This is a genomic window from Leifsonia sp. 10N434, from assembly GCF_056394405.1.
In genome coordinates this window covers 813,135-839,117 of the sequence record NZ_JBFTHV010000001.1, presented here as the reverse complement: position 1 = coordinate 839,117, position 25,983 = coordinate 813,135, and the positions used below count along the sequence as shown (strand labels likewise).

Below are 25,983 nucleotides of genomic sequence, written 5' to 3'. Positions count from 1 at the left end.
AACGCTGCTGGATCGGCATGCGGCAGCGGGGGAGCATGGCAATGATCCACCCCGCAGCTCCACCAGCTCCGTCCGCTCCATCGCTTGATCAGCAGTACCTCGAAAGGCAGATCGATGAAGATCCTCGTCGTGTGCGGTGCCGGCGCGTCCAGCACGTTCGTCGCGCTGAAGGTGCGCAAGGCGGCCGGCCTCCGAGGAATCCCTGCCACGGTCGTCGCGGGCAGCGCCGATCAGCTCGAGACATTCACCGGTGTCGACGTCGTGCTCGTCGGAGCGCACCTCGCCCCGGGTTCGTCCGAGCTGCGTGAGCGTGCCGCGGCCGCCGGTGCCGCCGTCGCTGTCCTTCCCGCCGTCTCGCCGGCGGCCCTCGACGGCGACACCGCGCTCGACCTCGCGCTCGACGCTGGCCCTGTGCGCGAGCACGACGGCACTATGGGAGCACCCACTGCAATTCCGAGTCACACCGAAGGAGTACAGAATGGCTGAGCGGATCATCACTGTCGGATCGAGCCACGGGCTGCACGCCCGCCCGGCGAAGCTCTTCGTCGAGGCGGTCAACAAGTCGGGCGCCGCCGTCAAGCTCACCAAGGAGGGCGGCAAGACCGTCGACGCCGGCAGCATCCTCGGCGTCATCTCGCTCGGCATCGACCACGGCGACAAGATCGTGCTGACCACCGAGAGCACCGACGCCGAAGGCGTGCTCGACGATCTGGCCGAGATCCTCTCCACCGACCACGACGCCTGATCATGTCCGACATCGCAACAGAAACGCTCACCGGCGCCGGCATCGGTCAGGGCATCGCCCTCGGCCGCGTGCTCCGGATGTCCGCACCCCTCCCCGAGCCGGCCGACGAGTCGAGCGCCCGCACCCCGGATGAGGAGCGCGCCCGCGTCGCCGAGGCCGTCGCAACCGTGGCTGCCGACCTCCGGGCCCGCGCCGCTGCGGTGTCCGGCACGGCCGCCGACGTGCTCGAGGCCCAGTCGATGATGGCCGAGGACTCGACGCTCGCCGACGACGTCTCGCAGCGCATCTCCACCGGCAAGACCGCCGAACGCGCCGTCTTCGAGGGTTTCGCGGTGTTCCGCGACATGCTCATCGACCTGGGCGGCTACATGGGGGAGCGCGCGAGCGACCTCGACGACGTGGCCCAGCGCGTGATCGCCGCCCTCGCCGGCCGCCCGGCGCCCGGCGTGCCCGACTCGGACGAACCGTACGTGCTCGTCGCCCACGATCTCGCCCCGGCCGACACGGCGCTGCTCGACCTCACCAAGGTGCTCGGCCTCGTCACCCGCGAGGGCGGCCCCACCTCGCACACCGCGATCCTCGCGAGGGAGAAGGCGATCGTCGCGATCGTGGGTGTCGCGGGCGCGGACGCGCTCGCCGATGGCAGCGAGGTGATCGTCGACGCGGGCGCCGGAACGGTCACCGTCGCCCCCGACGAGGCCCAGCGAGCGGATGCCCAGCGACGCATCGACGAGCGCGCATCCGCTCTCGCCGGAGGTCTCGAGCCGGGTGCCCTCGCCGACGGAACCCCGATCCCGCTGCTCGCCAACCTCGGGTCGCCCGACGGCTCGCAGAAGGCGCTCGAAGCGGGAGCGGAGGGCGTCGGACTGTTCCGCACCGAGTTCCTCTTCCTTGAGCAGCGCATGGCGCCCACCGTCGAGCAGCAGCGGGGGCAGTACACCCGCCTCCTCGCCGATTTCCCCGGCAAGAAGGTCGTCGTGCGCGTGCTCGACGCCGGCGCCGACAAGCCGCTCGAGTTCCTGAACGACGCGCACGAGGACAACCCGGCGCTCGGGCTCCGGGGGCTGCGCTCGCTGCGCGCCAACGAAGACATCCTGCGCGAGCAGCTCACGGCGCTCGCCGATGCCGACGCCGTCTCCGAAGCAGACCTGTGGGTCATGGCGCCCATGGTGGCGACTGTCGAGGAGACGCGGTACTTCGTGCGCCTGGCGACCGAATACGGTCTCAAGACCGCCGGCGTCATGGTCGAGGTCCCGTCGGCGGCCCTGCTGGCCGACCGCGTGCTGCGCGAGGCGGCCTTCGCCTCGATCGGCACCAACGATCTCACCCAGTACACGCTCGCGGCCGACCGTCTCCTCGGTTCGGTCGCGGCATATCAGAGCCCGTGGCACCCGGCCGTGCTCCGCCTCATCGGCGAGGTCGGCCGCGCGGGGACCGCCGCAGGCAAGCCGGTCGGGATCTGCGGCGAGGCCGCGGCCGACCCGCTGCTCGCGGTCGTGCTGGTCGGCCTCGGCGCGACCACCCTCTCGATGTCGCCGGCGGCCATCGCCGACGTCCGGCTGTCGCTGCGGCAGCACACGCTCGACCAGGCCAAGCGCCTGGCCGGGATCGCCCTGGCCGCCGACGGCGCGGCCGAAGCCCGGGATGCGGTGCGAGCCGCCATCGCGGGAGAAGCCCCCACCACACCAGAAAGAGACGAGGCACCATAATGACAACGGCGTCAGAGACGACGACGAGGAAGCCGGGAGGCGCACGGGTCCACGTGCAGCGCTTCGGTACCTTCCTCTCGAACATGGTCATGCCGAACATCCCGGCGTTCATCGCCTGGGGCATCATCACGGCCCTCTTCATCGCAGAAGGTCCGATCCCCAACAAGGACATCGCGAGCATGGTCGGCCCGATGATCACCTACCTGCTCCCGCTCCTGCTCGCGAACACCGGTGGACGCCTCGTCTACGGCGTGCGCGGCGGCGTCGTCGGCACGATCGCGGCGATGGGCGTGATCGTCGGGACCGACATCCCGATGTTCATCGGCGCGATGGTCATGGGTCCGCTCGGCGGCTACCTCATGAAGCTCGTCGACCGCATCTGGGAAGGCAAGATCAAGGCGGGCTTCGAGATGCTCGTCAACAACTTCTCGGCCGGCATCCTCGGCTTCGTCCTCGCGATCGGCGGGTTCTTCGGCATCGCCCCGCTGGTCGAGGGCCTGAGCAAGGCGCTCGAGAGCGGGGTGAACTGGCTCGTGTCGGTGCACCTGCTTCCGCTCGTCAGCATCCTGGTCGAGCCCGGCAAGGTCCTGTTCCTCAACAACGCCATCAACCACGGTGTCTTCACCCCGATCGGAACCCTCGAGTCGCAGCAGGCCGGCAAGTCGATCCTGTTCCTGATCGAGACGAACCCCGGCCCCGGTGCCGGCATCCTGCTCGCGTGGGCGATCTTCGGCCTGGGCGCCGCCCGAGCGGCGGCTCCGGGAGCGTTCATCATCCAGTTCTTCGGCGGCATCCACGAGATCTACTTCCCGTACGTGCTCATGAAGCCGATCCTGATCATCGGCGCCGTCCTCGGCGGCATGACCGGTGTCGCGGTGAACGTCGCCTTCCAGACCGGATTGCGAGCGCCAGCAGCACCAGGGTCCGTCTTCGCGATCTTCGCGCAGGCTCCCGTGTCGAGCATGTTCGGCATCGCGTTGGCGATCGTCGCGGCAGCCGCCGTCTCGTTCACCTTCACTGCCATCGTGTTGCGGTCCAGCCGGAGGCGCGACATCGCGGCGGGCAACGCCGGCGACCTCGCGGGCGCCGTCGCCCAGACCGAGGCCAACAAGGGCAAGTCGTCGTCGGTGCTCGGCGGCCTCGTGCAGGAGGGTGAGCACGACACCGGCGATGCCCAGGGCGACGCCACCGACCGACTGGTGCGCAACATCGTCTTCGCGTGCGACGCTGGGATGGGATCGAGCGCCATGGGCGCGTCGGTGCTTCGCAACAAGATGAAGAAAGCAGGAGTCGAGGGGGTCACGGTCACGAACCAGGCGATCAGCAATCTCGACGGCACGGCCGACCTCGTGATCACGCAGCAGCAGTTGACCGATCGCGCCAAGGGCCAGTCGCCGGACTCGGTCCACGTCTCGGTCGACAACTTCATGAACAGCCCCAAGTACGACGAGGTCGTCGAACTCGTGAAGAGCCAGACGCAGCAGAACACACCGGAGGACGTCAAGAAATGACAGAAACGATTCTCGACCGGGCGAACGTGGTGGCCGCGGGCAGCGCGACCACCCGGGAGGACGCCATCCGCGAGGCGGGCGCGCTGCTGGTGAAGGCCGGCGCCGTCGAGCCGGGTTACGTCGACTCGATGCAGGATCGCGAGAACACCGTGTCCACGTTCATGGGCAACGGGCTCGCCATCCCGCACGGCACCAACGAGTCCAAGGACGAGATCAAGCACTCGGCGCTGTCGTTCATCCGCTACTCCTCCCCGCTCGACTGGGGCGGGGAGGAGGTGCGGTTCGTCGTCGGCATCGCCGGGCAGAACAACGAGCACCTGGAGATCCTGTCGAAGATCGCCATCCTCTTCTCGGAGGACGACGATGTTCAGAGCCTCCTCGATGCTCCGGATGCGGACGCCCTGTTCGCCCTCCTGGGGGATGTGAACGAGTGAAGGCCGTCCACTTCGGCGCCGGCAACATCGGCCGCGGCTTCGTGGGGCTCCTGCTCCACGAGGCCGGGTACGAGGTGGTCTTCGCCGACGTCAACGCCGAGCTGATCGACGCGCTCGCGGCGGCGGACTCATACACGGTCCACCTGGTCGGAGAGACGGAGGAGACGCGCGTCGTCGACCGCTTCCGTGCGATCAACAGTTCGACCGACGAGGCGGCCCTGATCGCCGAGATCGCGACGGCCGACGTGGTGACCACGGCGGTCGGGCCGCGCATCCTGCGGTTCGTCGCCCCCGTGATCGCGGCCGGACTGGCCGCACGCCCCGATGACGCTCCGCGTCTCGCCGTGATGGCGTGCGAGAACGCCATCGGCGCGACGGATCTGCTCGCCGCCGAGATCGCCGACGGACTGCCCGACGATGCCGCACGTGAGGCGGTCGCGGCAAAGGCGGTCTTCGCGAACACGGCCGTCGATCGCATCGTGCCCGCGCAGGACCCGGCGGTCGGCATCGACGTGACCGTGGAGACCTTCTCCGAGTGGGTCGTGGATCGCACGCCCTTCGCGGGCGCCGAGCCGGACATCCCGGGCGCTCACTTCGTCGACGACCTCGCGCCGTACATCGAGCGCAAGCTGTTCACGGTGAACACCGGTCACGCGACGGTCGCCTACACCGGCTTCCTGCAGGGTGCGACCACGATCAGCGAGGCCATCGCCATCCCGGCGGTGCGGGCGGCGGCGGAGGCGGCACTCGCCGAGACCTCGGCGGCTCTCACGGCGAAGCACGGTCTCGACCCGGAGGAGCTCGCCGCGTACCGGGCGAAGATCCTCGACCGGTTCTCGAACCCGTACCTCGTCGACGAGGTGACGCGCGTCGGCCGGGAGCCTCTGCGCAAACTCGGACGCAACGAGCGTTTCATCGGCCCGGCGTCGGACTTCGCGCAGTACGTCGGCCGCACTCCGGATGCCCTGCTCGCCGCCGTCGGAGCCGCGCTGCGGTTCGACGTCCCGGATGACTCGCAGAGCGTCGAGCTGCGGCGCATCCTCGAGGAGGCGGACCCGGACGAGGTCGTCACCGAGGTGATGGGCGTCGCGGCCGGCGAGCCGCTGTTCGCGCCGCTCGTGGAGATGGTGCGCGCGGCGCAGGCCTGACCGGGCCGCGGCCGGTCGTGCGTTATCGCGACGCGGGCGCGGTCGGTGGTGCGTTTCCGCACGATCGGCACGCGGCTGGCGGCGAGCTCAGCCCGCGTCGACGGTTTCGCGGGGCAGCAGCGGCGCCGACGGATCGAGTGACCACGCGAGCACGGACGGCCACTCGCCGTAGCCGGCCGTGCGCTCGAGGTGGCCACCGCCCGGGATGACGACAACCGGGATGCCCAGCGGCGCTCCGAAAGCGGTGTCCGCACCCTCCGGGCAGTAGGGGTCGGCATCCGAGGCGGCGATCGTCGTTGCTGCGGACGGGCGGCTCGGGGTGAGGGCGGCGAACGCGGCGATCTCCGGGATGCCTCCGACGAACTCCCGTGACGGTGGCGCCACCAAGAGCACACGCTCGACGGACGCGTGGTCCGCGGGACGCGCGCCGAGCCAGAGCAGACACGCGAGGCTGTGGCACAGCACCGTGACGCGGGCGCCGTGGGCCGAGGCCTCGGCCAGAGCATCCGCCACCGCGTGCCGCCAGGCGGCGACGGACGGCGTCGCGGCATCCGGCAGTTGCGGGTAGACGACGCGCTCCCCGCGCTCGCGCAGGGCCGCGGCGAGCTCGTGCTGCCAGTGCCCGGGCGGGCGGAAGTTGTCCCACCCGTGCAGGATCAGGAACGCGCGGGCGCCGGGCGCGGTCGCGGTCGAGGTCATCTGCTCATCAAAACGCACCGGACACGTCGCTCGCAATGCGGTCCCGCCGATCAGGGGCGCGCGGGCGATCGATGCCGGAGGGCGCGGCCGGGGCGATGCGCGGTGCGCGCCGCATCGTCGATCACGGGCTCGCCGGCCACGAACACCCACGGGATGCCGGCGGCGGTCCGCCGCGGGTCGTCGTACGTCGCGCGGTCCGACACCCGCGTCGGATCGAACAGCACGAGGTCTGCCACCGCGCCGGGCACGATCCGTCCGCGGTCGGTGAGCCCGAGCCGGGCCGCCGGTCGCGCCGACAGGTGCACGATCGCGTCCTCGAGCGTGAGCACGCCCTCCTCGCGCACATAGCGGCCGAGGTAGCGCGGGAACGTCCCCCAGCCCCGTGGATGCGGCTTCGCGCCGATCAGGATCCCGTCGCTGCCCCCGGTGTGGCGCGGATGACGCATCATCGTCCGCACGTTCTGCTCGTCGCCGACGTGCTGCAGGATGCTCGTGCCGAGCCGGTCGGCGACGAGCAGTTCGAGGAACACCTCGGACGGCCGCTGTCCGTCGCGCGCACCCAGCGCCGCGATCGTGTGGCCGACCGCCGGCGCGAGCTGCGGGTTCCGCACGCCCGCGATCTCGATGGTCGCCCAGTCGACAGGGACGCCGTGGCAGCCGTCGGACCCGGTGACCTCGAGTTCGCGGACCACGCGCTCCCGGATGCCGGGGTCGCGCATCCGGTCGATGGTCGCGTCGGGACCACCCACCGCCGACCAGCTCGGCAGCAGGGCCGCCAGCGTCGTCGCGCCGGAGAGGTAGGGGTAGCTGTCGAGCGTGATGTCGACGCCGGCGGCGATGCCCCGGTCGATGAGCTCGACGAGTTCACCGGCGCGGCCGCGGTTGACGTCGAAGTTCATCGTCGCGTGGGTGAGGTGCAGCGCGCAGCGGGCGCGCGCGGCGACGTCGATCATCTCCGCATAGGCGTCGAGCGCGCCTGCTCCGTAGGAGCGCTGATGCGGTGCGTAGAAGCCTCCGTGCGACGCGACCACTTCGCAGAGCGCGACGAGTTCGTCGGTGCTCGCGAACATCCCGGGCACGTAGGTGAGCCCCGACGACATCCCGAAGGCGCCATCGCGCATCTCGTCGTCGACCAGGCGGCGCATCCGGGTGAGTTCGCTGCTGGTCGCCGGGCGGTCGTCGGTGCCGACAACGGCCATGCGCACGCTGCCCTGCGGCACGAGGTAGGCGACGTTCGTGGGCGGCCGGGCGTCGTCGACGGCGCGCAGGTATTCGCCGACGCTGCGCCAGGCGAAGTCGACGTCGGCGGGCACGCCGTTCCAGCCGGCGATCTGCTCACGGATGACCGGCATCGTCGCCTCGGTGGCGGGAGCGTACGAGAGGCCGTCCTGACCGAGGACTTCGGTCGTCACACCCTGCGAGACCTTGGCGAGATGGTCGTGGTCGGTGAGCACGGCCAGATCGGAGTGGGCGTGCATGTCGATGAAGCCGGGGGCGATCGCGAGCCCGTCCGCGTCGATCACGCGCGCTCCGGCGGGCGCGGCGACGTGAGGGTCGCCGGAGGTTCCGACGACGGCGACGCGTCCGTCGGCGACGAGCACGTCGGCCGTGCGCCCCGGCTCTCCCGAGCCGTCGAGCACGAGGCCGCCGCGGAGCAGGACGTCGCCGTCGCCAGGCACGGTCATCGCCGGCGGGCGGCGGCGGAGAACTCGCGGGCGCGGGCGGTGATCGTCTCCCAGTCACCCGACTCGATGGAGGAGGCGCTCACCACGCTGGAACCCGCCGTGACGGCGAGCGCGCCCGCTGCCGACCACTCGGCGGCGTTGCCCGCGTGCAGGCCGCCCGACGGGACGAACGGCACCTCGGGGAACGGACCACGCAGGTCTTTCAGATAGCCGGGACCCACGAGGGAGGCCGGAAAGACCTTGACCGCCGCCGCGCCCCACTCGACGGCGCGCATCACCTCGGTCGGGCTGAGCGCGCCGAGCAGCACAGGGACGCCGGCCTCCCGGGCGACGGCTGCGACTCCTTCGTGCAGGCCCGGCGTCACCAGGAACTGCGCGCCCGCCCGGATCGCCGCCTCGGCCTTGTCGGTGTCGGTGACGGTCCCGGCCCCGATCACGGCTCCGGTCGTCCCCGCCTCTGCGACGGACGCCGCGATGATCTCGTCGACACCGGGGGTGGTGAACGTGAACTCGACCGTGCGGATGCCGCCGGCGACCAGAGCGCCGCAGAGCGCCACCGGGTCGTCGATGCGGGGCGCACGCACCACGGCCAGGGTGCGGTCGGTGCTCAGGATGTCGACGATCATGCGTCTCCTCTGGTGTGTCTCGTCTGAAGGATGTGCCGGTTGCGCAGGTGGTGCGTTCAGCCGAACGCGGTCTCGAGCAGCCCCGTGACCCGGGGGTACGGGGCGTCCACGTCATCGATGACGGCCAGTGCCCGCCACTTGTCGAAGGTGGTGCACGGATGCGAGAGGCCGAAGCGCACCACATCGCCCACCTCGAGCGCGGCATCCGGAGGCACCGCGACGAAGCTGTGCTGGTCGTTCATCGCGGTGACTGTCGCGCCCGTGAGCGGCCGGACCTCGGTCGATCCGAAGGCGCGAACCGCCTGAGGGATGGGGAGGCCCTCGTCATAGGGGAAGTCGCGCTTGCCCGCGTCCACCAGCGCCAGGTCCGGCTCCGGCCGGGACACGACGGTCGCCCAGCCGTGGATGGCGGAGCGGAACGATCCTTCTCCCACACGCCCGAGCGGGGTGATCCCGCTGTAGAAGCCGTCGTCGTGGGTGATGTACGCGCCCGACCGCAGGAGCACCTCGACCGCCCGGCCGCGGTGCCCATCGAGGTCGCGGAGCGGCCCGAGCACGTCGGCGACGACGTCGAAGTACGCGCTGCCGCCGGCGGTGACGATGACGGTCTCGCCGTGCGGGTAGAGGCCGTCGGCGGCGATGGCGTCGTGCAGTTCGGCGAGGCGCTCGAGATACGTACGCACGGTCTTCAGCGATTCGGCGTCGCCGGAGTGCGCCAGCGCGCCCTCGTAGCCGGCGACGCCCGCGAGCCGGAGCGAGGGGGATGCGGCGATCGCGCGTGCGACGGCCAGCGCCTCGGGCAGGGTGCGTGCGCCGGTTCGGCCGCCGGCGCCGCCGAGTTCGACGAGCACGCCGAGCGGCGCACTGGCCCGGGCGGTGGTGTCTGAAAGGGTCGCGTGCATGATCTCGACCGCGCGCACCGAGTCGGCCCACACGATCACCTCGTGCGTGCCCGCCCTCGCGTCGGCCGCCGACGCGAGCCGCTCCGCGACGAAGCGCAGCGCATCCGGTTGCACGAGCGCGTTGGCGAGCATCACGCGCGGGATGCCCCAGTCCATCGCGACGGAGAGCTGCCAGGGGGTCGCGACCGTGATGCCCCAGGCTCCGGCGGCGAGCTGGCGCTCCCAGAGCATCCGGTTCATGGTGGTCTTGCCGTGCGGTGCGAGTCCGACACCGGCGCGTTCGCACCATGCGCGCATCGTGTCGAGGTTGTGCTGCACGGCCGCCTCGCTGACGGTGACGAGCGGGGTGGGGAAGGTGCTCAGGGCGGGGCGCCGCTCGCCCAGTGCCGCGACGTCCGTGTCGTCGTACGACAGCGGCAGGGCCTTGCGGTCGCCCATTCGCGTCTCCTTCGCTGCCTGTTGCGGGTTCATCGATTGCACAGTGTGCAACGTGCGTTGCACACTGTGTCCTCCCTGTTCTACCATCCTGAGAGACGCCGGCGGAACCCCGCAGGCGTCGACGGGGCACATGAACGACGACCGACCGGAGGAGCTCGAGGTGGCGGACGACCGACCGATCGCGATCACCACGATCGGCGAGGCGATGGTCGTGCTGTTCCCCGAGGGGCAGCGCCCGTTGGCGGAGGCGCACGAGTTCGGGTCCGACGTCGGAGGTGCCGAGTTCAACGTCGCCACCTCGCTCGCGCGCATGGGCGTCGCGACCGCCTGGATCTCCCGCCTCGGCGACGACGGCTTCGGCGACCGCATCCGCGCCACCGCGCTCGAGGCCGGCGTCGACCTCCGGGCCGTCGAACTCGATTCGGAGCGGCCGACCGGGCTGTACGTCAAGGAGTCGCTGGCGGGTCCGGACGGCGCACGCACCCGGATGCACTACTACCGTCGCGAGTCGGCGGCGTCGGCGATCGGTCCCGCCACGCTCGACGGCGAGGGCGCGACGCAGGTCATGTCGACCTCGTCGATCGTGCACACCTCCGGCATCACGGCCGCCCTCTCGGCGAGCACGGCAGAGGCCGTTGCGGGACTGCGCGAGCGTGTCAGGCCGTCCGCGATGGTGAGCGTCGATCTCAACTACCGGCCGCTGCTCTGGCGAGGGCGACCCACCGACGCCCTCGATGCGCTGATCGCGCAGGCGGACACGCTCTTCGCCGGGGTCGACGAGGCCGGCGTGTACTTCGGCCACGCGGAGCCGGACGCGCTCTTCGCTGCGCATCCGCACCTCGACCGGCTGGTGCTGAAAGACGATGACAGGGCCGCGTCGACGCTGCTGCGCGATGGGACGACCACCCACGTTCCGTGCCTCACCGTCGAGGTCGTCGAGCCGGTCGGAGCGGGCGACGCCTTCGCCGCCGGCTATCTGGCCGGGCTGGCGGAGGGCCGCACGGACGTCGCATGCCTGCGGCTCGGGCACGCGCTCGCGGCGCTCACGCTCATCGGCGCGGGCGACCGGCCACTCACGGTTCCGGATGCGGCGGAGCGCGATCGCATCGCCGAGGCGCCCGACGCCGAGTGGAACGGGTGGCGCGTGCATCCGGGTGATATCCCGTGGCGGAGCCGCGCGTGAGTCAGTCTCTCTCCCGGGCCCTCGACCTGCTCGACCTCGTCGCGCGCGGGGTCGACTCGCTCGATGCGCTCGCCGATGCGGCCGGTGTGCACAAGACCACGGTGATGCGGCTCCTCCAGACGCTGGACGCCCATGGCTACGTCACGCGTGACGCGTCGTACCGGTACCACCTGGGGTCCGCGGTGTTCGCGCTCGCCCAGACGGCGCTCGACGGCCAGGATGTGCGCAGGGTCGCCTCTCCGACACTGCAGTCGCTCGGCGCTGCGACGGGACAGACCGTGCACCTCGCCGCATACGACGACGGCACCGTGATCTACATCGACAAGGTGGAGTCGCGGCAGCCGTTGCGGATGTACTCGCGCATCGGGCTCCCGGCTGCGCTGCACGCCACTGCGGTGGCCAAGGTGCTGCTGGGCGGCCTCGACGACGGCGAGCTGCAGCGCATCGCCGACGCGATCGACTACGAGCGGTTCACCGGCTCGACCATCCTTACTCCGCGGGCCCTGGTCCGCGAGGTGCGGCTCAGCGCCGAGCGCGGGTGGGCGGTGGATCACGAGGAGCACGAGACCTTCATGAACTGCGTCGGCGCTCCGGTCTTCGGCGCAGACGGACGGGTGGCCGCCGCCGTCTCGATCTCGGTGCCGAACCAGGTGCTGAGCTACGACCAGGTGCTCGGCCTGCTGCCGGCGCTGCATGCGGCCACCACGACGATCTCCGCGAACCTCGGCTACTCCGGGGACGCCCCGTTCCTCCCACCGGCCCCGTCCGCCTCCCACGGCTCACGGAGCTCCCGCGTCTCGAAAGGACAGTCATGACCGACCGCATCGCCCTCTCCACCACCGACGCCCCCGCACCGGCGCACACCTTCTCGCAGGGGGTCAAGCGCGGCCCGTTCGTGCAGGTGTCCGGCCAGGGCCCTGTCGATCCGGCCACTGGCGAATACGTGTTCGGCGGCGATGTCGCGGCGCAGACGACCCGCACGCTGCAGAACGTCGAGGCGATCCTCGCTGCGGGCGGCGCCACGTTCGACGACGTGATGATGCTGCGGGTGTACCTGACGAAGCGCGAGGACTTCGCGGCGATGAACGACGCCTACGGCGAGTTCGTCGGCTCGCGGGTCGCCTCCGGCGTGCTGCCCTCGCGCACCACCGTGTTCACGGGGCTGCCCCGCGAGGAGATGCTCGTCGAGATCGACGCGCTCGCCGTCACCGACTGAGCCCGGGAGCGAAGCCGTACCGCTCGAGCCGCTGTTGCGCCGAGGTCGCGGCCGTTGTCGCACCGAGGTCGCAGCAACTGCGTGTGCCGGGGAAGCATCCGCCACTAGATTCACCGTATGAGCGACATCGCGCTGACCCTGGTGATCCTCGCGCTGGTCGTCGTCGCGTTCGTCAGCGGCAGGATCCCGGCGGGGCTCGTGGCCATCGGCGCATCGCTGGCCTTGCTGGCGACCGGCGTGCTCGACCTCTCCCAGGCGTTCGCGGGCTTCGCCGACCCCGCGGTCGTGCTGATCGCCTCCCTGTTCGTCGTGGCGGAAGGCCTCGACGCCACGGGACTGACGGGATGGGCCGGACAGCAGATCGTCAACCGCGGCGGGACGCGGGTCGGCGTGCTCACCGTGCTCGTCATGCTCGTCGTCGCGGTGCTCTCGGCCCTGATCAGCGTGAACGGAGGCGTGGCCGCGCTGCTGCCGGTCGTCGTCGTGGTCGCCTCGCGCATCCACGTCGCCCCGTCTCGACTGCTGCTGCCGCTGGCGTTCGGCGCGCACGCCGGCTCCCTGCTGACCCTCACCGGCAGCCCGGTGAACGTGATCATCTCCGAGCTCGCCGCCGAGACGGGGCATGGGGCCTTCGGGTACTTCGAGTTCACTGCGATCGGAGCCGTGCTCGTGGTCGGCACGGTACTGATCACCGTCGTGTTCCGGCGCTGGCTGGTGCCCGACCGGGTGCCGGCGACGATGCCGCGCGATCTGAGCGATCATGCCCGCACCCTGCTGAGTGCCTACGCGGTGCCGCAGCCGTTCGCCATGGTGCGGGTGCGGGCGAACTCGCCGCTCGTCGGCCGCACCGCGGCGGAGGCGGACCTGGAGTCGGTCGCGGCGGTCCAGCTCATCGCGGTTCAGGGCACGCGCCGCAGGCCCGCCGGCGAGACCATCCAGGCCGGCGACCGGCTGCTCGTGCGCGGCGACACGTCGAACATCAAGACCCTGCAGAGGAAGGCCAAGCTCGACGGGCCGACGGGGAAGCGCGGGGGACGCGCGGACGCCCTCATCGACGCGACCTACGGCGTCGCCGAGGTGGTGGTGGCGCCGCGGTCGTCGATGGTCGGTGAGACGGTCTTCCCCGGCATGATCACCGACAGCGGCGACCTGGTCGTGCTCGCCGTGCAGCGGGCGGGTGAGCCGATCGATGCGGCGACCACCGTGCTCGCGTCCGGCGACACCCTGCTCGTCCAGGGGCGCTGGGAGGCGCTCGACACCAACCTCGCGGATCCCGCGCTGCTGGTCGTGGACGCGCCCGACCAGTTGCGCCGGCAGGCGGCGCCGCTCAGCGGCCGTGCCTGGGTAGCGCTCACGATCCTGGTGCTCATGGTGATCTCCCTCGCGACCGGCGTGATGCCCGCGGCGGTCACCGGCCTGCTCGCCGCCGCCGCCATGGTCCTCACGCGCTCCGTCACGGTGGAGCGCGCGCATCGCTCGATCTCGTGGACGACCCTGCTGCTCGTGGCCGGCATGATCCCGATGTCCACCGCGATCACGCAGACCGGGGCGGCCGCCCTGATCGCCGACGGTCTCCTCTCGGTGGTCGGCCGGTTCGGCCCGTTGCTGGTGCTCCTCGCCCTGTGCCTGGTGGCTCTCGTGTTCGGGCAGCTCATCAGCAACACCGCGACCGCCCTGATCATCGCGCCGATCGCTGTGTCGGTGGCCGCCGAGCTGGGAGTGTCGCCCCTGCCGTTCCTGATGGCGGTGGCGGTGGTGTCGGCGGCGGCCTTCCTCACGCCGGTGGCGACGCCGGCGAACTTCATGATCATGGGTCCGGCCGGTCTGCGCTTCGGCGACTACTGGCGGCTCGGCATCGTGCTGGTGGTGCTGTTCCTCGCGGTCGCGGTGCTCCTGGTGCCCGTGCTCTGGCCGTTCTAGGCTGCTCCGGCGTTTTGGGCGCTGCGCGATCGGGCAGGATGGGGGAGTGAGTGGACAGCCGATTCTGAAGGCCGACGGTGTGGGTTTCGTGCGCGGCGGCCGCACCATCCTCGACGAGATCGGCCTCGAGGTGCGGGCGGGCGAGCACTGGGCCCTGATCGGAGCGAACGGCGCGGGCAAGAGCACCATCCTGAGCATGCTGGGTGCCGTCGTGCATCCGACCAGAGGCACGGTCGACGTGCTCGGCCGGCGGTTGGGGCGCGTCGACCTGCGCGAGCTGCGCGGCCTCATCGGCCACGTCAACCCGCGTCACCAGGTGCGCTCCGCTCTCACCGTGAAAGACGTCGTGCTGACCGGAGCGACCGGAACCACGGAGCTCATGATGCGCTGGGAGCCGACGCCCGAGCAGTCCGCCAGGGCCGATGAGCTCATCGACCTGCTCGGGATGCGCGGCCTCGCCGACGCGACCTGGCCCACCCTGTCGCAGGGCGAGCGCGGACGCGCGCTGATCGCCAGGGCGCTGCAGCCCGACCCGCACCTGCTGCTCCTCGACGAGCCGAGCACCGGGCTCGACATCGCCGCCAGGGAGCACCTGCTCGACCGGATCGACGGGCTGCGTGCTCAGCATCCGGATCTCGCGAGCGTGCTGGTCACCCACCATCTCGAGGAACTCCCCGCCAGCACGACGCACGCGGTGCTGCTGCGGGACGGCCGCATCGTGGCGCAGGGCGTGGCCGATGACGTGCTCACGAGCTCACTGATCAGCGAGACCCTCGACTATCCGCTGAGCATCACGCGCACGGACGGCCGGTGGGCTGTGCGCACCGCCCGCTGACCGCGCGGAGCACGACGCCCGCGCTGCGCACACTGCGGGTTGGCTGCGCGTAACCCCACAGCCCCGTACGCGGGTGTACGTTCCGCATATGACGCGAATCGTGGCAGTAGAGCCGGTGGTTCCTGCACGGAGCTACAGCCAGGACGAGATCACCAGTGCGTTGCTCGCGATGATCACGAGCGATCCGGGTCGGCAGGCGGTCATGCGGCGCATCCACGCGTCGAGCGGGGTCGAGACCCGCAACCTGGTGATGCCGCTCGAACAGTACAGTTCGCTGGCCTCGTTCCAGGAGTCGAACGACTACTTCATCGCCGAGGGCACGACCCTCGCCGAGCGTGCCCTGGTGGGCGCCCTGCACGCGGCGGGCCTCGAGCCGGCCGACGTCGACTTCCTCCTGTTCACATCGGTCACGGGCATCGCGGCCCCCTCGATCGACGCTCAGCTCGTCTCGCGGCTGGGCCTGCGCCCCGACGTGAAGCGGCTCCCCAGCTTCGGACTCGGATGTGTCGCCGGCGCGGCAGGGATCGCACGCGTGCACGACTACCTGGTCGGGCATCCGAACGAGGTCGCTGTGCTGCTGTCGGTCGAGCTCTGCTCGCTCACCGTGCAGGCGAGCGACGACTCGATGGCGAACATCGTGGCCAGCGGGCTCTTCGGCGACGGAGCCGCCGCCGTGATCATGGTCGGCGACCAGCGGGCGCAGCAGCTCGGACTCGGCGGACCCGAGATCGTCGACACCCGCAGCCGCATCTACCCGGACACTGCCGACGTGATCGGGTGGGACATCGGCGGCACGGGCTTCCGCATCGTCCTCAGCGCCGGCGTGCCCGAGGTGATCGACCGCAACTTCGCCGCCGACGCCGCCGGGCTGCTCGCCGCGCACGATCTGACGATCGCCGACGTGGGCGCCTGGGCCGCGCATCCGGGTGGACCGAAGGTTCTCGAGGCGTTCGCGCGGGCGCTCGATCTGCCCGACGGAGCCCTCGACGCCAGCTGGAGATCGCTGGCGCGGGTGGGCAACCTGTCGTCGGCGGCCGTGCTGCACGTTCTCGCCGAGCTCATGGACACGCATCCGGCGGCCGGCACCAACGGGCTGCTGTTCGCCCTCGGTCCCGGGGTGACGGCCGAACTGGTGCTGCTGCGCTGGGCCGACGGCGAGAATCTCGCACCGGTTGGCGAGGCGATCGGCGCGGCCGCGTGATCCTCTACACGGTGCTCGTTCTGGCGACCGGCGCCGAGCGCATCGCGGAGCTGGTGGTCTCGACGCGCAACGCCCGCTGGTCGTTCGCGCGCGGTGGGGTCGAGTTCGGCCGAGGGCACTTCCCGCCGATGGTCGCGCTGCACACGGGTCTGCTGCTCGCCTGTCTGGCCGAGGTGTGGTTCGGCGACAGGCCGTTCATCCCGTGGCTGGGCTGGCCGATGTTCGCCCTGGTACTCGCCAGTCAGGGACTGCGCTGGTGGTGCATCGCGGTGCTCGGCCACCGCTGGAACACACGGGTCATCGTCGTGCAGGGGCTGCCCCTGGTGAATCGCGGACCGTACCGCTGGCTGACGCACCCGAACTACGTGGCCGTCATCGTGGAGGGCTTCGCGCTCCCGCTCGTGCACACCGCGTGGATCACGGCCCTCGTCTTCACGGTACTGAACGCCGTGCTCCTCTTCGCAGTGCGCATCCCGTGCGAGAACCGCGCGCTCGCCACGGTCGTCCCTGCGACGCCATGAACACCCCGAATGCCGGCCTGATCGTGGTCGGGGCCGGACCGGTCGGACTGGCGGCCGCGATCGAAGCACGCCGCTCCGGAATCGACGTGCTGGTGATCGAGGCCCGTGAGGGACCGATCGACAAGGCCTGCGGCGAGGGCCTGATGCCCGGAGCGCTGCACGCACTCCTGCGGCTGGGCGTCGATCCGGACGGCAGCGACCTCGCCGGGATCGCGTACATCGACCGCGAGCGACGGGTCGAGCACCGGTTCGCGGGCGGCGCCGGCCGTGGCGTGCGGCGCACGGTGTTGCAGGCCGCGCTTGCGCACCGCGCGGTCGAGGCCGGTGTGCGCATCGAGCACGGACGCGTGATCGATGTGGAGCAGGACGCCGAGCAGGTGACGGTGCGGCTGGCCGACACGGATGCGGTGCTGCGCGCGCCCTGGCTCGTGGCGGCGGACGGCTTGCACTCGCCGATCCGGCGCCTTCTCGGCCTGGAGCGGCCGCCGCAGCCCGAGCCACGCCGCCGCTACGGGATCCGTCGCCACTATGCGGTCTCGCCGTGGACGGACCTCGTCGAGGTGCACTGGTCTAAGGAGGTCGAGGCGTACGTGACCCCCGTCGACGCGTACACCGTGGGGGTGGCGATGCTCGGCCCGCGTCGGGTCGACCTCGAGCAGGCGCTCGCGGGCATCCCGGAGCTCGCGGAGCGCGTGGCGTCGGCGCCGATCGCAAGCGCGACCAGAGGGGCGGGTCCGTTGCTGCAGCAGACGCGGGCGCGCACGAAGGGCCGGGTGCTGCTGGCGGGCGACGCGTCCGGTTACGTCGACGCGCTGACCGGCGAGGGGATGCGCGTCGGCTTCGCGCAGGCGCGGTCGGCGATCGATGCGGTGCGCTCGGGCGACACCCGCCGGTACGAACGCGCGTGGCGCGCGGAGACGCGGGACTTCCGGATGCTGACGACGGGGCTCGTCGCGGCGGCCCGGTCGCCGCTCCGGGCGCGCATCGTGCCGGCGGCGGTGGCGCAGCCGCGGCTGTTCGGGTCGATCGTCGAGCGGCTCGCGCGCTGAGCGGGGCTGGTGCGGGGGCCGCGTCGGCCGCGTCGGACCCGCCCGCAGCGCGCCCACGCCCCGCACCGCTCCCGCGCCGCATCCGGCTGCAATCGAGTCGGGGGTTAATCACGCGCTGGACCTCCTGAGCGTGATTAATCCCCGACTCGATGAAACGGACGTCCGACTCGGCGAGGCCGGGCCGCCGACTCGGCGAAACGCACAGCCGAGTCGACGAGAGCGGACTGCACGAGAACGGACTCGCGGGTCGCGTCGCGGCGCACGGGGCTGTCGCGGGTCGCGCACGCAGTCGCGCCGAGGCCACGCCGAGGGCGTGAAGTGCACACCTAGTATCCGAAGGAACCTACACAAGCAATACTTCTGGAGGTACGGAATGTCCAGCGACTCCGACGGGACGACGAGCGCGGCCCGCACGACGATCACGTTCTACATCCCGGGCCCGCTGCGCGATCGGGCCCGTGCCGCCTACCGGTCGACGTCCTTCGCCGAGAAGGACACGAGCTGGTCGGAGATGCTGACCAAAGCGCTGGTGGTGGAGGTGGAGCGGCGCGAGGCGCAGTACAACCACGGCGACCGCTACACCGGCGGTGAGGCTCCGCTGAGCCCGGGCCGGCCGATCACCTTCTGAGCCCCGGCCAGCCGATCACCTTCTGAGCCCCGGCCAGACGATCGCTTCTGAGCCCCGGCCAGCCGATCATCTTCTGAGCCCCGCGGGCCGGCTGGCGGACCCACGAGAGCGTCGAGCCCGAACGCAGCGACGCCGCGCACCTCGCCCGGAGGCGGAGTGCGCGGCGTCAGAGGCTCGCCGAAGCGGCAGGACAGCCTGCGCGAATCGCGCGGCCGCGGCTGCGACTAGTTGGCGGTGACCAGGTACGTCACCGAGACGCCGGGCGTGCCGACAGCGACGGTGTACTTGTCGTTGACGTAGATCGCCTTGGTGTCGGTGGCCGTGCCGGAGGCCTTGTAGCCTGCCTTCTCCAGGGCTGCCTTCGCGTCGGCGAAGCCGGTCTTGGTCGTCGGCTGCACCGTCACGCTCCAGCCGTTGTCCTTGTCGCCGCGGGCGACCAGGATCGTGCCGTCGATGATCGGGACGTCGCTCTTCGGGAAGCTCGAGGGGAGCGACTGCGAGGAGGCCGACTCGGAGGCGGACGGTGAGGAGGTGTCGGAGCCGGAGCCGCTGGAGCATCCGGCGAGCGAACCGATGGTGAGGGCCGCTGCGATCACGGCGGGAACGAACAGTTTCTTACGGGTGTGCTGCATGCTGTTTCCTAGTGCTGTATATGTGTGCGAGATTGCCAAACATCCAGCGTACTCCCGGGTCTACCCGGTTCGAAAACGTCTATTCGCATGCATAATCGCAGCGATTCGCCCGACGACTCCAGCGGTCGGCGCGAGAGGCCTCAGCCGAGCAGCAGCGAGCTGAGCTGGTCGGCCGAGTGCACGACCGCGATCGCTCCCGCGGCCTCGGCGGGAGAGCCGTAGCCCCACTCGACGAGGATGGTCGAGAGCCCGTTCTGGGCGGCGCCCTCGACGTCGAACGCACGGTCGCCGACCATGACGGTCTGCGCGAGGTCGACGCCGTTCTCGGTCAGGCGGCGGAGCGCATCGGCGACCACGTCGGACTTGGCGCTGCGCGTCTCGTCCTCGCTCGCGCCGGCGATGACGTCGAAGTACTTGGCCAGGTCGAAGTGCTCCAGGATGCGGGTCGCCTGCAGCTCGGGCTTGCTCGTCGCCACCGCGATCGGGATGCCCGCGTCGTTGAGGCGCGACAACAGGCCGCGGATGCCGGGGAAGACGGCGCTGTCGAAGGCGCCCTTCTCGTGATAGTCGGCGCGGTAGACCGTGAGGGCGTTGCGGGCCTGCTCCTCGTTCATGCCGGCGAACAGCCGCAGAGAGTCGAGGAGGGGCGGCCCGACGTATTCGACGAGCTGGGCGGGGGAGGGCACGGGCAGACCGAGGGTCTCGAAGGTCGAAGCCAGGGAGGAGGTGATGCCGGGTGCTGAGTCAGTGAGGGTGCCGTCGAGGTCGAAGAGGACGCAGGTCCAGGTTCGGGTGACGGTCGGGGTCGGGTTCGTCATAACCGTCCAATGGTAGGTGAGGGATCTCGAAGAACGCTCAACGTCCGCCGAGGGCGGACTCGATGTGCGAGCGGGCGACCACCATAGTGTCGGGGGCGCCCGGATCGAACTGCACCGCGACGAAGTCGGCCGACGTGATGAAGCCGAGCGCTTCGAGGGCCGGGACGATCACCGCCTGCACCTGACTGCCCTCGCCGTCAGCGGTGGCGGCCACGGCTGCCCGCAGCGCGGTCATCGAGGTGAATAGGGGCAGCACGGCCTCGCCCGTCGTCGAGGAGATCGTGCGCAGCCGGGTGTCCTGCGGGGTCGAGCCGGTGACGTCGACGACCAGGCCGCCCTTCACGGCGGCGGCGAGCAGAGCATCCAGGTTCTCGAGGGTCGGCTCGGCCGCGATGGCGGTGAGCGCCTTGCGCACGGCGACGTTCTCGTAGCTCTGCGGGAAACGGGGCTTCATCGCCATCAGAACAGCCTGCTCTCGCTGTCGTCGAGCCCGCGCATCGCGTCGTAGTCGAGTACGAGGCAGCGGATGCCGCGGTCCTCCGCCAGCGTTCGTGCCTGGGGCTTGATCTCCTGCGCGGCGAAGATGCCGGTCACCGGGGCGAGGTGCGGGTCGCGGTTCATCAGCTCGAGGTAGCGGGTGAGCTGCTCGACGCCGTCGATGTCGCCGCGACGCTTCAGCTCGACCGCGACCGACGCGCCCGACGCATCCCGCGCCAGGATGTCGACCGGTCCGATGGCCGTCATGTACTCCCGGCGCACCAGCACGTGCCCGTCGCCCAGCAGGTGGATCTGCTCGGCCAGGAGCTTCTGCAGGTGGGCCTCGACGCCGTCCTTCTGCAGGCCGGGGTCGACGCCGAGTTCGTGCGCGGAGTCGTGCAGGATCTCGTGGATCGAGACCACGAGCATGTCGGCGGTCTTGGCCTGGGTGACCTTCCAGACCTCGGTCACGCCGGCCTCGGCCTGCGCCTCGTCCGGCTCGAGCACGGAGAGCGTGCAGGGCGGGCTCATCCAGTTGAGCGGCTTGTACGAGCCGCCGTCGGAGTGCACCAGCAGACTTCCGTCGGACTTGAGCATGAGCAGCCGGTTCGCGAGCGGCAGGTGAGCGCTGAGGCGGCCGGCGTAGTCGACGGAGCAATGGGCAATGACGAGGCGCACCGGAACATCCTACGGCGCGCAGGTGACGCGTCCGGCCCCGACCGGATGCCCCGGGCGGCGGCTGGCAGGATAGGCGCATGGATCGCGAACTGCTCATCGGCACGTACACCGAGACCCTCCCGCACGTCGACGGCGGAGCGGAGGGCATCCTGAGCGCGCGCTTCGACGGGGAGCGGGTCACGCAGGTTGCGCTGGCGGCAGAGCTGCGCAATCCGTCGTGGGTGACGGCGAGCTCCGATGGCAGGCGCGTGTACGCCGTGATCGAGACGGCACCGGATGGCGGCGTCGCGGCCTTCTCGCGCGGGGCCGACGGTGTGCTCACCCCGCTCGGCACGGCCTCGGCCGGCGGTGCGGAGCCGGCGCACCTCACCCTCGATCCGAGCGAGCGGTTCCTCGTGGCCGGCACCTACGGCGGCGGATCCATCTCGGTGTTCGCACTCGCGGACGACGGCGCCCTCGGCGAACGCGTGACGTTCGTGCAGCACGACGGGTACGGTCCCGACCCGGATCGCCAGGCCTCGCCGCACGTGCATCAGCTGAGCTTCGACCCGGTCACCGGCGAGCTGGCGGCGGTGGATCTCGGTCTCGGCGAGGTGCGGTTCTTCGTCTTCGGCGACGAGGGCGAGCTGACCCTGCGACCGGAGGCCACGATCATCGTCGGGGCGGCCGGGCCGCGCCACCTGGCGTTCCACCCTGACGGCCGCCACGCGCTGCTCGTCAACGAGCTCGACAACACAGTGGATGTGCTGCGCCGGGAGAGCGCGCGCGGCGGCATCGACGGTGCCGGCGGCCAGGACGACGGTGCGAGCAGCGGGGATCGTTTCGCGATCGCGATGGGCGCGTCGACCAGAGCGGCGGATGCGACCGGCGACAGCTCAGCGGCGGCGGTGCGGGTCTCGAACGACGGCCGCACCGTGTTCGTGACCAACCGCGGCGACGACACGATCGGCGTCTTCGCCTTCGACTCCGGATCGGCGGCGGTCGAGCTGGTCGCGGCTGTTCCGGCCGGGGTGCGGGCCCCGCGCGACCTCGTGGTGTCGCCCGACGGCGCGCGCATCCTGGTCGCCGGGCAGAACAGCCGGGATGTCGCGGTGTTCGCTTTCGACGAGGACGGGCGCACGCTCGACTTCGTCTCGCGTACGCCCGTCCCGACCCCGGTCTGTCTTCACTTCGTGTGAGCCCGGCGCCCTCCCGGCGCGCCGTGCGTACGGCCGTCGGGCGAGCATCCGGCGTCTGTCAGCGGCTCTGGACCGCCGCGAAGAACGTGCGGATGTCGGCGGCGAGCACCTCGGGACGCTCCAGGGCCGCGTAGTGGCCGCCGGTCTCGAACTCCGACCAGTGCACGATGTTGTCGTTGTCCCGCTCGGCGAACGTCCGCACCGACTTGAAGTCGTCCGAGAAGACCGCGACGCCCACCGGCGAGTGGTTGACCGCGGGCTCGGTTCCGGCGTGCGCCTCCTCGTAGTGGTAGCGCCCCATCGTGGCCGAGGTGTTCGTGAACCACTCGAGCGACGCCTCCGTGAGGATCTGCTCGGTCGTCACGAGGCTCGTGCCGTTGCCGAACGACTGGAACAGCTCGTTCCAGGCGAGCTGGCCGATCGGCGAGTCGGACACCCCGACCGCGACGGTCTGCGGACGGCTCGAGTTGATCGCGTTGTAGCCCCCGACCGACTGGAACCACTGCATGTGCTCGAGGGCGGCGTAGTCCTTCGGCTCCAGCTTCTCGAACTCCGCGGGGTCGCCCGACGGGAACGAGAACAGCTGCAGCACGTGCGATCCGAGGAAGCCCTCCGGAGCGAGCAGTCCGAGCTCGCGGCCGACCATCGCACCGCCGTCGCTGCCGTGCACCCCGTAGCTGTCGTACCCGAGCCCGCGCATCAGGGTGTCGAACGTGCGCGCGACCCTCGCCATCGTCCAGCCGCGGTCGACGACCGGAGTGCTGAACCCGAAGCCCGGCAGTGAGGGGACGACCACCGTGAAGGCGTCTTCCGCGCGGCCGCCGTGGGCGACCGGGTCGACCAGTGGGCCGATCAGGTCGAGGAAGTCGACGAAGCTGCCGGGGTAGGTGTGGACGAGGAGGAGCGGGGTCGCGTCCTCCTCCGCCGACGGCACGTGCAGGAAGTGGATGTTCTGCCCGTCGATCTCGGCGACGTACTGCGGGAAGGCGTTGATCCGCTCCTCCTGCGCGCGCCAGTCGAAGTCGTTCGCCCAGGTCGTGGCGACCTCGCGCAGATAGGAGTTCGGCACCCCGTACTGCCAGTCGTCCTCGTCGGGAACGGGCCGGGGGAGACGCGTACGGGCGAGGCGCTCGTGCAGGTCGGTGAGGTCGTCGTCGGAGATGGCGACTCGGAAAGGGGCGATGGTTCCGATGGTGCTCGTCTGCGTTGTCATGGCTTCACTGTAGAAAGCTAATAGGACGATACAGTTCCTATTCATCCGGGTTCGTGCAAGGCTTTTCGCGTGACCGACACCGCCGCCCGATTGCTGCGAATCCTGGGCCTGCTGCAGGTCCGCCCGGCCTGGACGGCGCCCGAGCTGGCCGACCGTCTGGGCGTGAGCACGCGCACGATCCGCGCCGACATCGACCGCCTGCGCACGCTCGATTACCCGGTGGATGCGGTGCGGGGCCCGGCCGGCCACTACCGGCTCGGCGCGGGGGCGAAGCTGCCACCGCTGCTCCTCGATGACGAGGAGGCGGTTGCGGTCACCGTCGGGCTGCGCGCGGTGACCGGCATCAGCGGCATCGAGGAGAGCAGCGCGCGCGCGCTCGCGAAGCTCGACCAAGTGCTTCCGGGTCACGTGCGTGCCAAGGTGACCGCGATGAACGAGACGGTCTCGAAGGCCCCGGAGAACACCGGGAGCAACGTGGCCGACCCCGAGGTGGACGCGGACGTGCTCGCCGCGATCGCCACGGCCATCCACGACCGGCACTGGCTGCGCTTCGACGATCGGGGGGAGCCGCACGTCGTCGAGCCGTATCGCCTGGTGAACTGGCAGCGGCGCTGGTATCTCGTGGCCCGGCACGCGCAGACCGCCGAGTGGAACGCGTACCGGGTGGACTGGCTGCGCCTCCGGATGCCGACCCGTCGTCCGTTCGAGCCGCGTCCGCTCGAGGGCGAGGACTACCCGAGCTTCGTGCTGCGCACGGTCGCCTTCGGCGGCTGGAGCGTCCACACGCGCATCACGGTGTTCGCGCCGGCCGCCGAGGTGCTGGCGCGGATCAACGCGGCCGTCGGCGTGGTCGAGCCCATCGACGACGAGACCTGCGTGCTCGTCACGGGCGGCGACAGCGTCGAGGTGATCGCCGTCTACATCGGGATGCTCGGCCTCGACTTCCACGTCGACGGGCCTCCGGCGCTGGTGGAGCACCTGCGGGTGCTCGGCGCGCGGTACGCCCGCGCGGCCGGCTGACGCCCGCCGGCTGCCTGGCCGGCTGCCGCCTGCGCGGCCGGCTGCCGCCACCTGCCGGGGCGTCGTTTGCCACTTGTGGTGGTTATCCGGGGCTCATGACAACTACTACTGGCAAACGACGGTATGCCTCCGTGGAGCTGCGCGCCGGCGCGCCTGAGTGAGCCGACTCAGGCCGCGTTCTCGGTGGCGGGTTCCGGGGTGCCGGCACGCGGCCGTGACGACTCGCGAACGGCGGGCGCCGCGAGGAAGGCCGCCACCAGCAGCACGAGGATCAGGTACAGGGCGTTGAGGAGTCCGAACTCCTTGCCGAGGAAGCCGATCACCGGAGGGCCGACCAGGAACGCGCAGTAGCCGATGATCGCCACCGCGCTCACCCGGGCGGCCGGGTTCGCGGCGCCGTCGGCAGCAGCGGACATCCCGAGCGGGAAGCCGAGCGAGACGCCGAAGCCCCAGAGCACGGTTCCCACGACGACCAGCCAGAGCGGGCCGCCGAGGATGAAGATGAGGAGACCGACGGCGCCGAGTCCTGCCGTGATCCGGATGGCGGCGACGCGGCCGATCAGGTCGACGAGCGGCCCGCCCAGCACGCGACCGACCGTCATCGCGACGACGAAGAAACCGAACACCACCGCGCCCGTCGAGTTGGTCTGGCCGTGCCCGTCGACGGTCGCCAGCGAGATCCAGTCGTTGGCGGATCCCTCGCCGAACGCCATGCCGAGCATCACGACGCCGATCAGGATGAGGCGCCAGTCGGCCCACACAGCGAGGCTCTCGCGCATCCGCTGGCCGAACGGCACCTTCGGCGCAGCCACAGCTTCGTCGCCGAGGTCGGCCTCGCGCGGGATGTAGCGGACGGCGACGACGGCGATCACCGCGATCACGACGGCGACGGCGATGAGGTGCCACGACACGTCGATGTTCAGTGCGGCGGATGCGGCGCCGATGCCGGCTCCGAGCACGGTGCCGAGGCTGAAGAAGGCGTGCATCAGCGGCATCAGCGTCTTGCCGATCTCCCGCTCGACGGCGGTTCCTTCGACGTTCATCATCACGTCGACCATCCCGTTGCCGAAGCCGAGCAGCACGAGGCCGATGGCGACGAGGGGAACGGAGTGGGCGATCGAGGTTCCCACGCCGACGAAAACGAGGCCGACGGAGACGATCATCAGGCCGGACACCATGCCCTTGTGCGGCCCGAAGCGCACGAGCACCGGCGACGAGACGGCGAGGCCGACGATCGCGCCGACCGACATCCCGAGGATGAGCAGGCCGACCGACGACGGATCCTTGCCGAACCCGAGCCCGTCGCGCACGCCGGGGATGCGCGCCACCCAGGTGGCCATCGCCGTGCCGCTCAGGATGAAGATCACGAACACGGCGTTGCGCCAGGCCACCAGCTCTCGGCGGCTGCGCATGGGGGTCGGGGTCGTCTGTGACATGCTCGGTCCTGCGGTTCGGTGATGCTCGGAAAATGGGGCTCGAATCGATTCGATCGAAACGATTCGACTAAGCTACCACAC

At 70.9% G+C, this 25,983-nt stretch carries 27 protein-coding genes; 17 read left to right on the top strand and 10 right to left on the bottom strand.

Going from position 1 to position 25,983, the window contains the following annotated elements; translation table 11 throughout:
* Positions 1-114: 114 nt before the first annotated feature.
* From AC1DB1_RS03970 to AC1DB1_RS03945, 6 genes are read left to right on the top strand one after another with little or no spacing between them, the layout of a single operon-like run.
* On the top strand, positions 115-486 hold the full coding sequence (locus tag AC1DB1_RS03970; protein WP_477199869.1) for a PTS sugar transporter subunit IIB: 372 nt from the start codon (positions 115-117) through the stop codon (positions 484-486).
* Positions 479-745, top strand: coding sequence for an HPr family phosphocarrier protein (locus tag AC1DB1_RS03965; protein WP_271176616.1), 267 nt, complete (start codon positions 479-481; stop codon positions 743-745). The genes AC1DB1_RS03970 and AC1DB1_RS03965 overlap by 8 nt, the downstream gene beginning before the upstream one ends.
* 2 nt (positions 746-747) lie before the next feature.
* Positions 748-2,454 carry a phosphoenolpyruvate--protein phosphotransferase gene (gene ptsP, locus AC1DB1_RS03960; protein WP_477199868.1) on the top strand — a complete coding sequence of 569 codons (1,707 nt, stop codon included), beginning with the start codon at positions 748-750 and terminating at the stop codon, positions 2,452-2,454.
* Positions 2,454-3,965 (top strand): PTS mannitol transporter subunit IIBC, encoded by a 1,512-nt coding sequence (locus tag AC1DB1_RS03955; protein WP_271176618.1) that lies wholly within the window; start codon positions 2,454-2,456, stop codon positions 3,963-3,965. The genes ptsP and AC1DB1_RS03955 overlap by 1 nt, the downstream gene beginning before the upstream one ends.
* The gene (locus AC1DB1_RS03950) at positions 3,962-4,399 is read left to right on the top strand and encodes a PTS mannitol transporter subunit IIA (protein WP_271176619.1); all 438 of its coding nucleotides are present in this window, start codon (positions 3,962-3,964) and stop codon (positions 4,397-4,399) included. Before AC1DB1_RS03955 ends, AC1DB1_RS03950 begins: the two co-directional genes overlap by 4 nt.
* A complete protein-coding gene (locus AC1DB1_RS03945; protein WP_477199867.1) occupies positions 4,396-5,547 on the top strand; it encodes a mannitol-1-phosphate 5-dehydrogenase in 1,152 nt (383 codons plus the stop codon). Before AC1DB1_RS03950 ends, AC1DB1_RS03945 begins: the two co-directional genes overlap by 4 nt.
* An 87-nt stretch (positions 5,548-5,634) precedes the next feature.
* Here the strand turns inward: AC1DB1_RS03945 and AC1DB1_RS03940 are convergent, their stop codons facing one another.
* The 4 genes from AC1DB1_RS03940 to AC1DB1_RS03925 are packed head-to-tail and all read right to left on the bottom strand — an operon-like array spanning position 5,635 to position 9,897.
* Positions 5,635-6,246, bottom strand: coding sequence for an RBBP9/YdeN family alpha/beta hydrolase (locus AC1DB1_RS03940; RefSeq protein WP_477199866.1), 612 nt, complete (start codon positions 6,244-6,246; stop codon positions 5,635-5,637).
* A gap of 50 nt (positions 6,247-6,296) precedes the next feature.
* On the bottom strand, positions 6,297-7,931 hold the full coding sequence (locus AC1DB1_RS03935) for an N-acyl-D-amino-acid deacylase family protein (RefSeq protein ID WP_477199865.1): 1,635 nt from the start codon (positions 7,929-7,931) through the stop codon (positions 6,297-6,299).
* Complete coding sequence (locus AC1DB1_RS03930; protein WP_477199864.1) at positions 7,928-8,557, bottom strand: bifunctional 4-hydroxy-2-oxoglutarate aldolase/2-dehydro-3-deoxy-phosphogluconate aldolase; 630 nt, start codon at positions 8,555-8,557, stop codon at positions 7,928-7,930. The genes AC1DB1_RS03935 and AC1DB1_RS03930 overlap by 4 nt, the downstream gene beginning before the upstream one ends.
* 56 nt (positions 8,558-8,613) lie before the next feature.
* Positions 8,614-9,897, bottom strand: a complete 1,284-nt coding sequence (locus AC1DB1_RS03925; RefSeq protein WP_477199863.1) for an alanine racemase — start codon at positions 9,895-9,897, stop codon at positions 8,614-8,616.
* Between the two features lie 130 nt (positions 9,898-10,027).
* On the opposite strand from AC1DB1_RS03925, the gene AC1DB1_RS03920 reads away from it, so the two are divergent.
* From AC1DB1_RS03920 to AC1DB1_RS03880, 9 genes are all read left to right on the top strand, one after another.
* Positions 10,028-11,080, top strand: coding sequence for a sugar kinase (locus AC1DB1_RS03920; RefSeq protein ID WP_477199862.1), 1,053 nt, complete (start codon positions 10,028-10,030; stop codon positions 11,078-11,080).
* On the top strand, positions 11,077-11,895 hold the full coding sequence (locus AC1DB1_RS03915) for an IclR family transcriptional regulator (protein ID WP_477199861.1): 819 nt from the start codon (positions 11,077-11,079) through the stop codon (positions 11,893-11,895). Before AC1DB1_RS03920 ends, AC1DB1_RS03915 begins: the two co-directional genes overlap by 4 nt.
* A complete protein-coding gene (locus tag AC1DB1_RS03910) occupies positions 11,892-12,296 on the top strand; it encodes a RidA family protein (protein WP_271176627.1) in 405 nt (134 codons plus the stop codon). The genes AC1DB1_RS03915 and AC1DB1_RS03910 overlap by 4 nt, the downstream gene beginning before the upstream one ends.
* A gap of 117 nt (positions 12,297-12,413) precedes the next feature.
* The gene (locus AC1DB1_RS03905; protein WP_477199860.1) at positions 12,414-14,216 is read left to right on the top strand and encodes an SLC13 family permease; all 1,803 of its coding nucleotides are present in this window, start codon (positions 12,414-12,416) and stop codon (positions 14,214-14,216) included.
* A 46-nt stretch (positions 14,217-14,262) separates the two neighbouring features.
* Positions 14,263-15,051 carry an ABC transporter ATP-binding protein gene (locus AC1DB1_RS03900; protein WP_477199859.1) on the top strand — a complete coding sequence of 263 codons (789 nt, stop codon included), beginning with the start codon at positions 14,263-14,265 and terminating at the stop codon, positions 15,049-15,051.
* 88 nt (positions 15,052-15,139) lie between these two features.
* Positions 15,140-16,252: a type III polyketide synthase gene (locus tag AC1DB1_RS03895; protein WP_477199858.1), complete on the top strand. Its 1,113-nt coding sequence runs from the start codon at positions 15,140-15,142 to the stop codon at positions 16,250-16,252.
* On the top strand, positions 16,249-16,773 hold the full coding sequence (locus AC1DB1_RS03890; protein WP_271176631.1) for an isoprenylcysteine carboxyl methyltransferase family protein: 525 nt from the start codon (positions 16,249-16,251) through the stop codon (positions 16,771-16,773). Before AC1DB1_RS03895 ends, AC1DB1_RS03890 begins: the two co-directional genes overlap by 4 nt.
* Positions 16,770-17,822, top strand: a complete 1,053-nt coding sequence (locus AC1DB1_RS03885; RefSeq protein WP_477199857.1) for an NAD(P)/FAD-dependent oxidoreductase — start codon at positions 16,770-16,772, stop codon at positions 17,820-17,822. The genes AC1DB1_RS03890 and AC1DB1_RS03885 overlap by 4 nt, the downstream gene beginning before the upstream one ends.
* Positions 17,823-18,195: 373 nt before the next feature.
* Positions 18,196-18,450, top strand: coding sequence for a ParB family protein (locus AC1DB1_RS03880; RefSeq protein ID WP_477199856.1), 255 nt, complete (start codon positions 18,196-18,198; stop codon positions 18,448-18,450).
* Positions 18,451-18,674: 224 nt separating this feature from the next.
* Here the strand turns inward: AC1DB1_RS03880 and AC1DB1_RS03875 are convergent, their stop codons facing one another.
* From AC1DB1_RS03875 to nucS, 4 genes are all read right to left on the bottom strand, one after another.
* Entirely contained in the window at positions 18,675-19,082 is a 408-nt protein-coding gene (locus tag AC1DB1_RS03875; RefSeq protein WP_477199855.1) for a hypothetical protein, read from the bottom strand.
* A 140-nt stretch (positions 19,083-19,222) separates the two neighbouring features.
* Positions 19,223-19,900 carry an HAD family hydrolase gene (locus AC1DB1_RS03870; RefSeq protein ID WP_477199854.1) on the bottom strand — a complete coding sequence of 226 codons (678 nt, stop codon included), beginning with the start codon at positions 19,898-19,900 and terminating at the stop codon, positions 19,223-19,225.
* A 37-nt stretch (positions 19,901-19,937) separates the two neighbouring features.
* Complete coding sequence (locus tag AC1DB1_RS03865) at positions 19,938-20,360, bottom strand: SseB family protein (RefSeq protein WP_477199853.1); 423 nt, start codon at positions 20,358-20,360, stop codon at positions 19,938-19,940.
* Positions 20,360-21,055, bottom strand: a complete 696-nt coding sequence (gene nucS, locus AC1DB1_RS03860; protein ID WP_477199852.1) for an endonuclease NucS — start codon at positions 21,053-21,055, stop codon at positions 20,360-20,362. The genes AC1DB1_RS03865 and nucS overlap by 1 nt, the downstream gene beginning before the upstream one ends.
* A gap of 77 nt (positions 21,056-21,132) precedes the next feature.
* Between nucS and AC1DB1_RS03855 the strand changes: the two genes are divergently transcribed.
* On the top strand, positions 21,133-22,233 hold the full coding sequence (locus tag AC1DB1_RS03855) for a lactonase family protein (protein ID WP_477199851.1): 1,101 nt from the start codon (positions 21,133-21,135) through the stop codon (positions 22,231-22,233).
* Positions 22,234-22,291: 58 nt separating this feature from the next.
* On the opposite strand, the gene AC1DB1_RS03850 is transcribed toward AC1DB1_RS03855, so the two are convergent.
* Positions 22,292-23,446, bottom strand: coding sequence for an epoxide hydrolase family protein (locus tag AC1DB1_RS03850; RefSeq protein ID WP_477199850.1), 1,155 nt, complete (start codon positions 23,444-23,446; stop codon positions 22,292-22,294).
* A gap of 69 nt (positions 23,447-23,515) precedes the next feature.
* On the opposite strand from AC1DB1_RS03850, the gene AC1DB1_RS03845 reads away from it, so the two are divergent.
* Positions 23,516-24,466, top strand: coding sequence for a helix-turn-helix transcriptional regulator (locus AC1DB1_RS03845; RefSeq protein WP_477199849.1), 951 nt, complete (start codon positions 23,516-23,518; stop codon positions 24,464-24,466).
* Positions 24,467-24,633: 167 nt separating this feature from the next.
* Here the strand turns inward: AC1DB1_RS03845 and AC1DB1_RS03840 are convergent, their stop codons facing one another.
* On the bottom strand, positions 24,634-25,902 hold the full coding sequence (locus AC1DB1_RS03840; protein WP_477199848.1) for an MFS transporter: 1,269 nt from the start codon (positions 25,900-25,902) through the stop codon (positions 24,634-24,636).
* Positions 25,903-25,983 lie beyond the last annotated feature (81 nt).

Coding starts and splice junctions, on each gene's coding strand:
- AC1DB1_RS03970 (WP_477199869.1), top strand. CDS start 115: ATGAAGATCCTCGTCGTGTGCGGTGCCGGCGCGTCCAGCACGTTCGTC.
- AC1DB1_RS03965 (WP_271176616.1), top strand. CDS start 479: ATGGCTGAGCGGATCATCACTGTCGGATCGAGCCACGGGCTGCACGCC.
- ptsP (WP_477199868.1), top strand. CDS start 748: ATGTCCGACATCGCAACAGAAACGCTCACCGGCGCCGGCATCGGTCAG.
- AC1DB1_RS03955 (WP_271176618.1), top strand. CDS start 2,454: ATGACAACGGCGTCAGAGACGACGACGAGGAAGCCGGGAGGCGCACGG.
- AC1DB1_RS03950 (WP_271176619.1), top strand. CDS start 3,962: ATGACAGAAACGATTCTCGACCGGGCGAACGTGGTGGCCGCGGGCAGC.
- AC1DB1_RS03940 (WP_477199866.1), bottom strand. CDS start 6,246: ATGACCTCGACCGCGACCGCGCCCGGCGCCCGCGCGTTCCTGATCCTG.
- AC1DB1_RS03935 (WP_477199865.1), bottom strand. CDS start 7,931: ATGACCGTGCCTGGCGACGGCGACGTCCTGCTCCGCGGCGGCCTCGTG.
- AC1DB1_RS03930 (WP_477199864.1), bottom strand. CDS start 8,557: ATGATCGTCGACATCCTGAGCACCGACCGCACCCTGGCCGTGGTGCGT.
- AC1DB1_RS03925 (WP_477199863.1), bottom strand. CDS start 9,897: ATGGGCGACCGCAAGGCCCTGCCGCTGTCGTACGACGACACGGACGTC.
- AC1DB1_RS03920 (WP_477199862.1), top strand. CDS start 10,028: ATGAACGACGACCGACCGGAGGAGCTCGAGGTGGCGGACGACCGACCG.
- AC1DB1_RS03910 (WP_271176627.1), top strand. CDS start 11,892: ATGACCGACCGCATCGCCCTCTCCACCACCGACGCCCCCGCACCGGCG.
- AC1DB1_RS03905 (WP_477199860.1), top strand. CDS start 12,414: ATGAGCGACATCGCGCTGACCCTGGTGATCCTCGCGCTGGTCGTCGTC.
- AC1DB1_RS03895 (WP_477199858.1), top strand. CDS start 15,140: ATGACGCGAATCGTGGCAGTAGAGCCGGTGGTTCCTGCACGGAGCTAC.
- AC1DB1_RS03885 (WP_477199857.1), top strand. CDS start 16,770: ATGAACACCCCGAATGCCGGCCTGATCGTGGTCGGGGCCGGACCGGTC.
- AC1DB1_RS03880 (WP_477199856.1), top strand. CDS start 18,196: ATGTCCAGCGACTCCGACGGGACGACGAGCGCGGCCCGCACGACGATC.
- AC1DB1_RS03875 (WP_477199855.1), bottom strand. CDS start 19,082: ATGCAGCACACCCGTAAGAAACTGTTCGTTCCCGCCGTGATCGCAGCG.
- AC1DB1_RS03870 (WP_477199854.1), bottom strand. CDS start 19,900: ATGACGAACCCGACCCCGACCGTCACCCGAACCTGGACCTGCGTCCTC.
- AC1DB1_RS03865 (WP_477199853.1), bottom strand. CDS start 20,360: ATGGCGATGAAGCCCCGTTTCCCGCAGAGCTACGAGAACGTCGCCGTG.
- AC1DB1_RS03855 (WP_477199851.1), top strand. CDS start 21,133: ATGGATCGCGAACTGCTCATCGGCACGTACACCGAGACCCTCCCGCAC.
- AC1DB1_RS03850 (WP_477199850.1), bottom strand. CDS start 23,446: ATGACAACGCAGACGAGCACCATCGGAACCATCGCCCCTTTCCGAGTC.
- AC1DB1_RS03840 (WP_477199848.1), bottom strand. CDS start 25,902: ATGTCACAGACGACCCCGACCCCCATGCGCAGCCGCCGAGAGCTGGTG.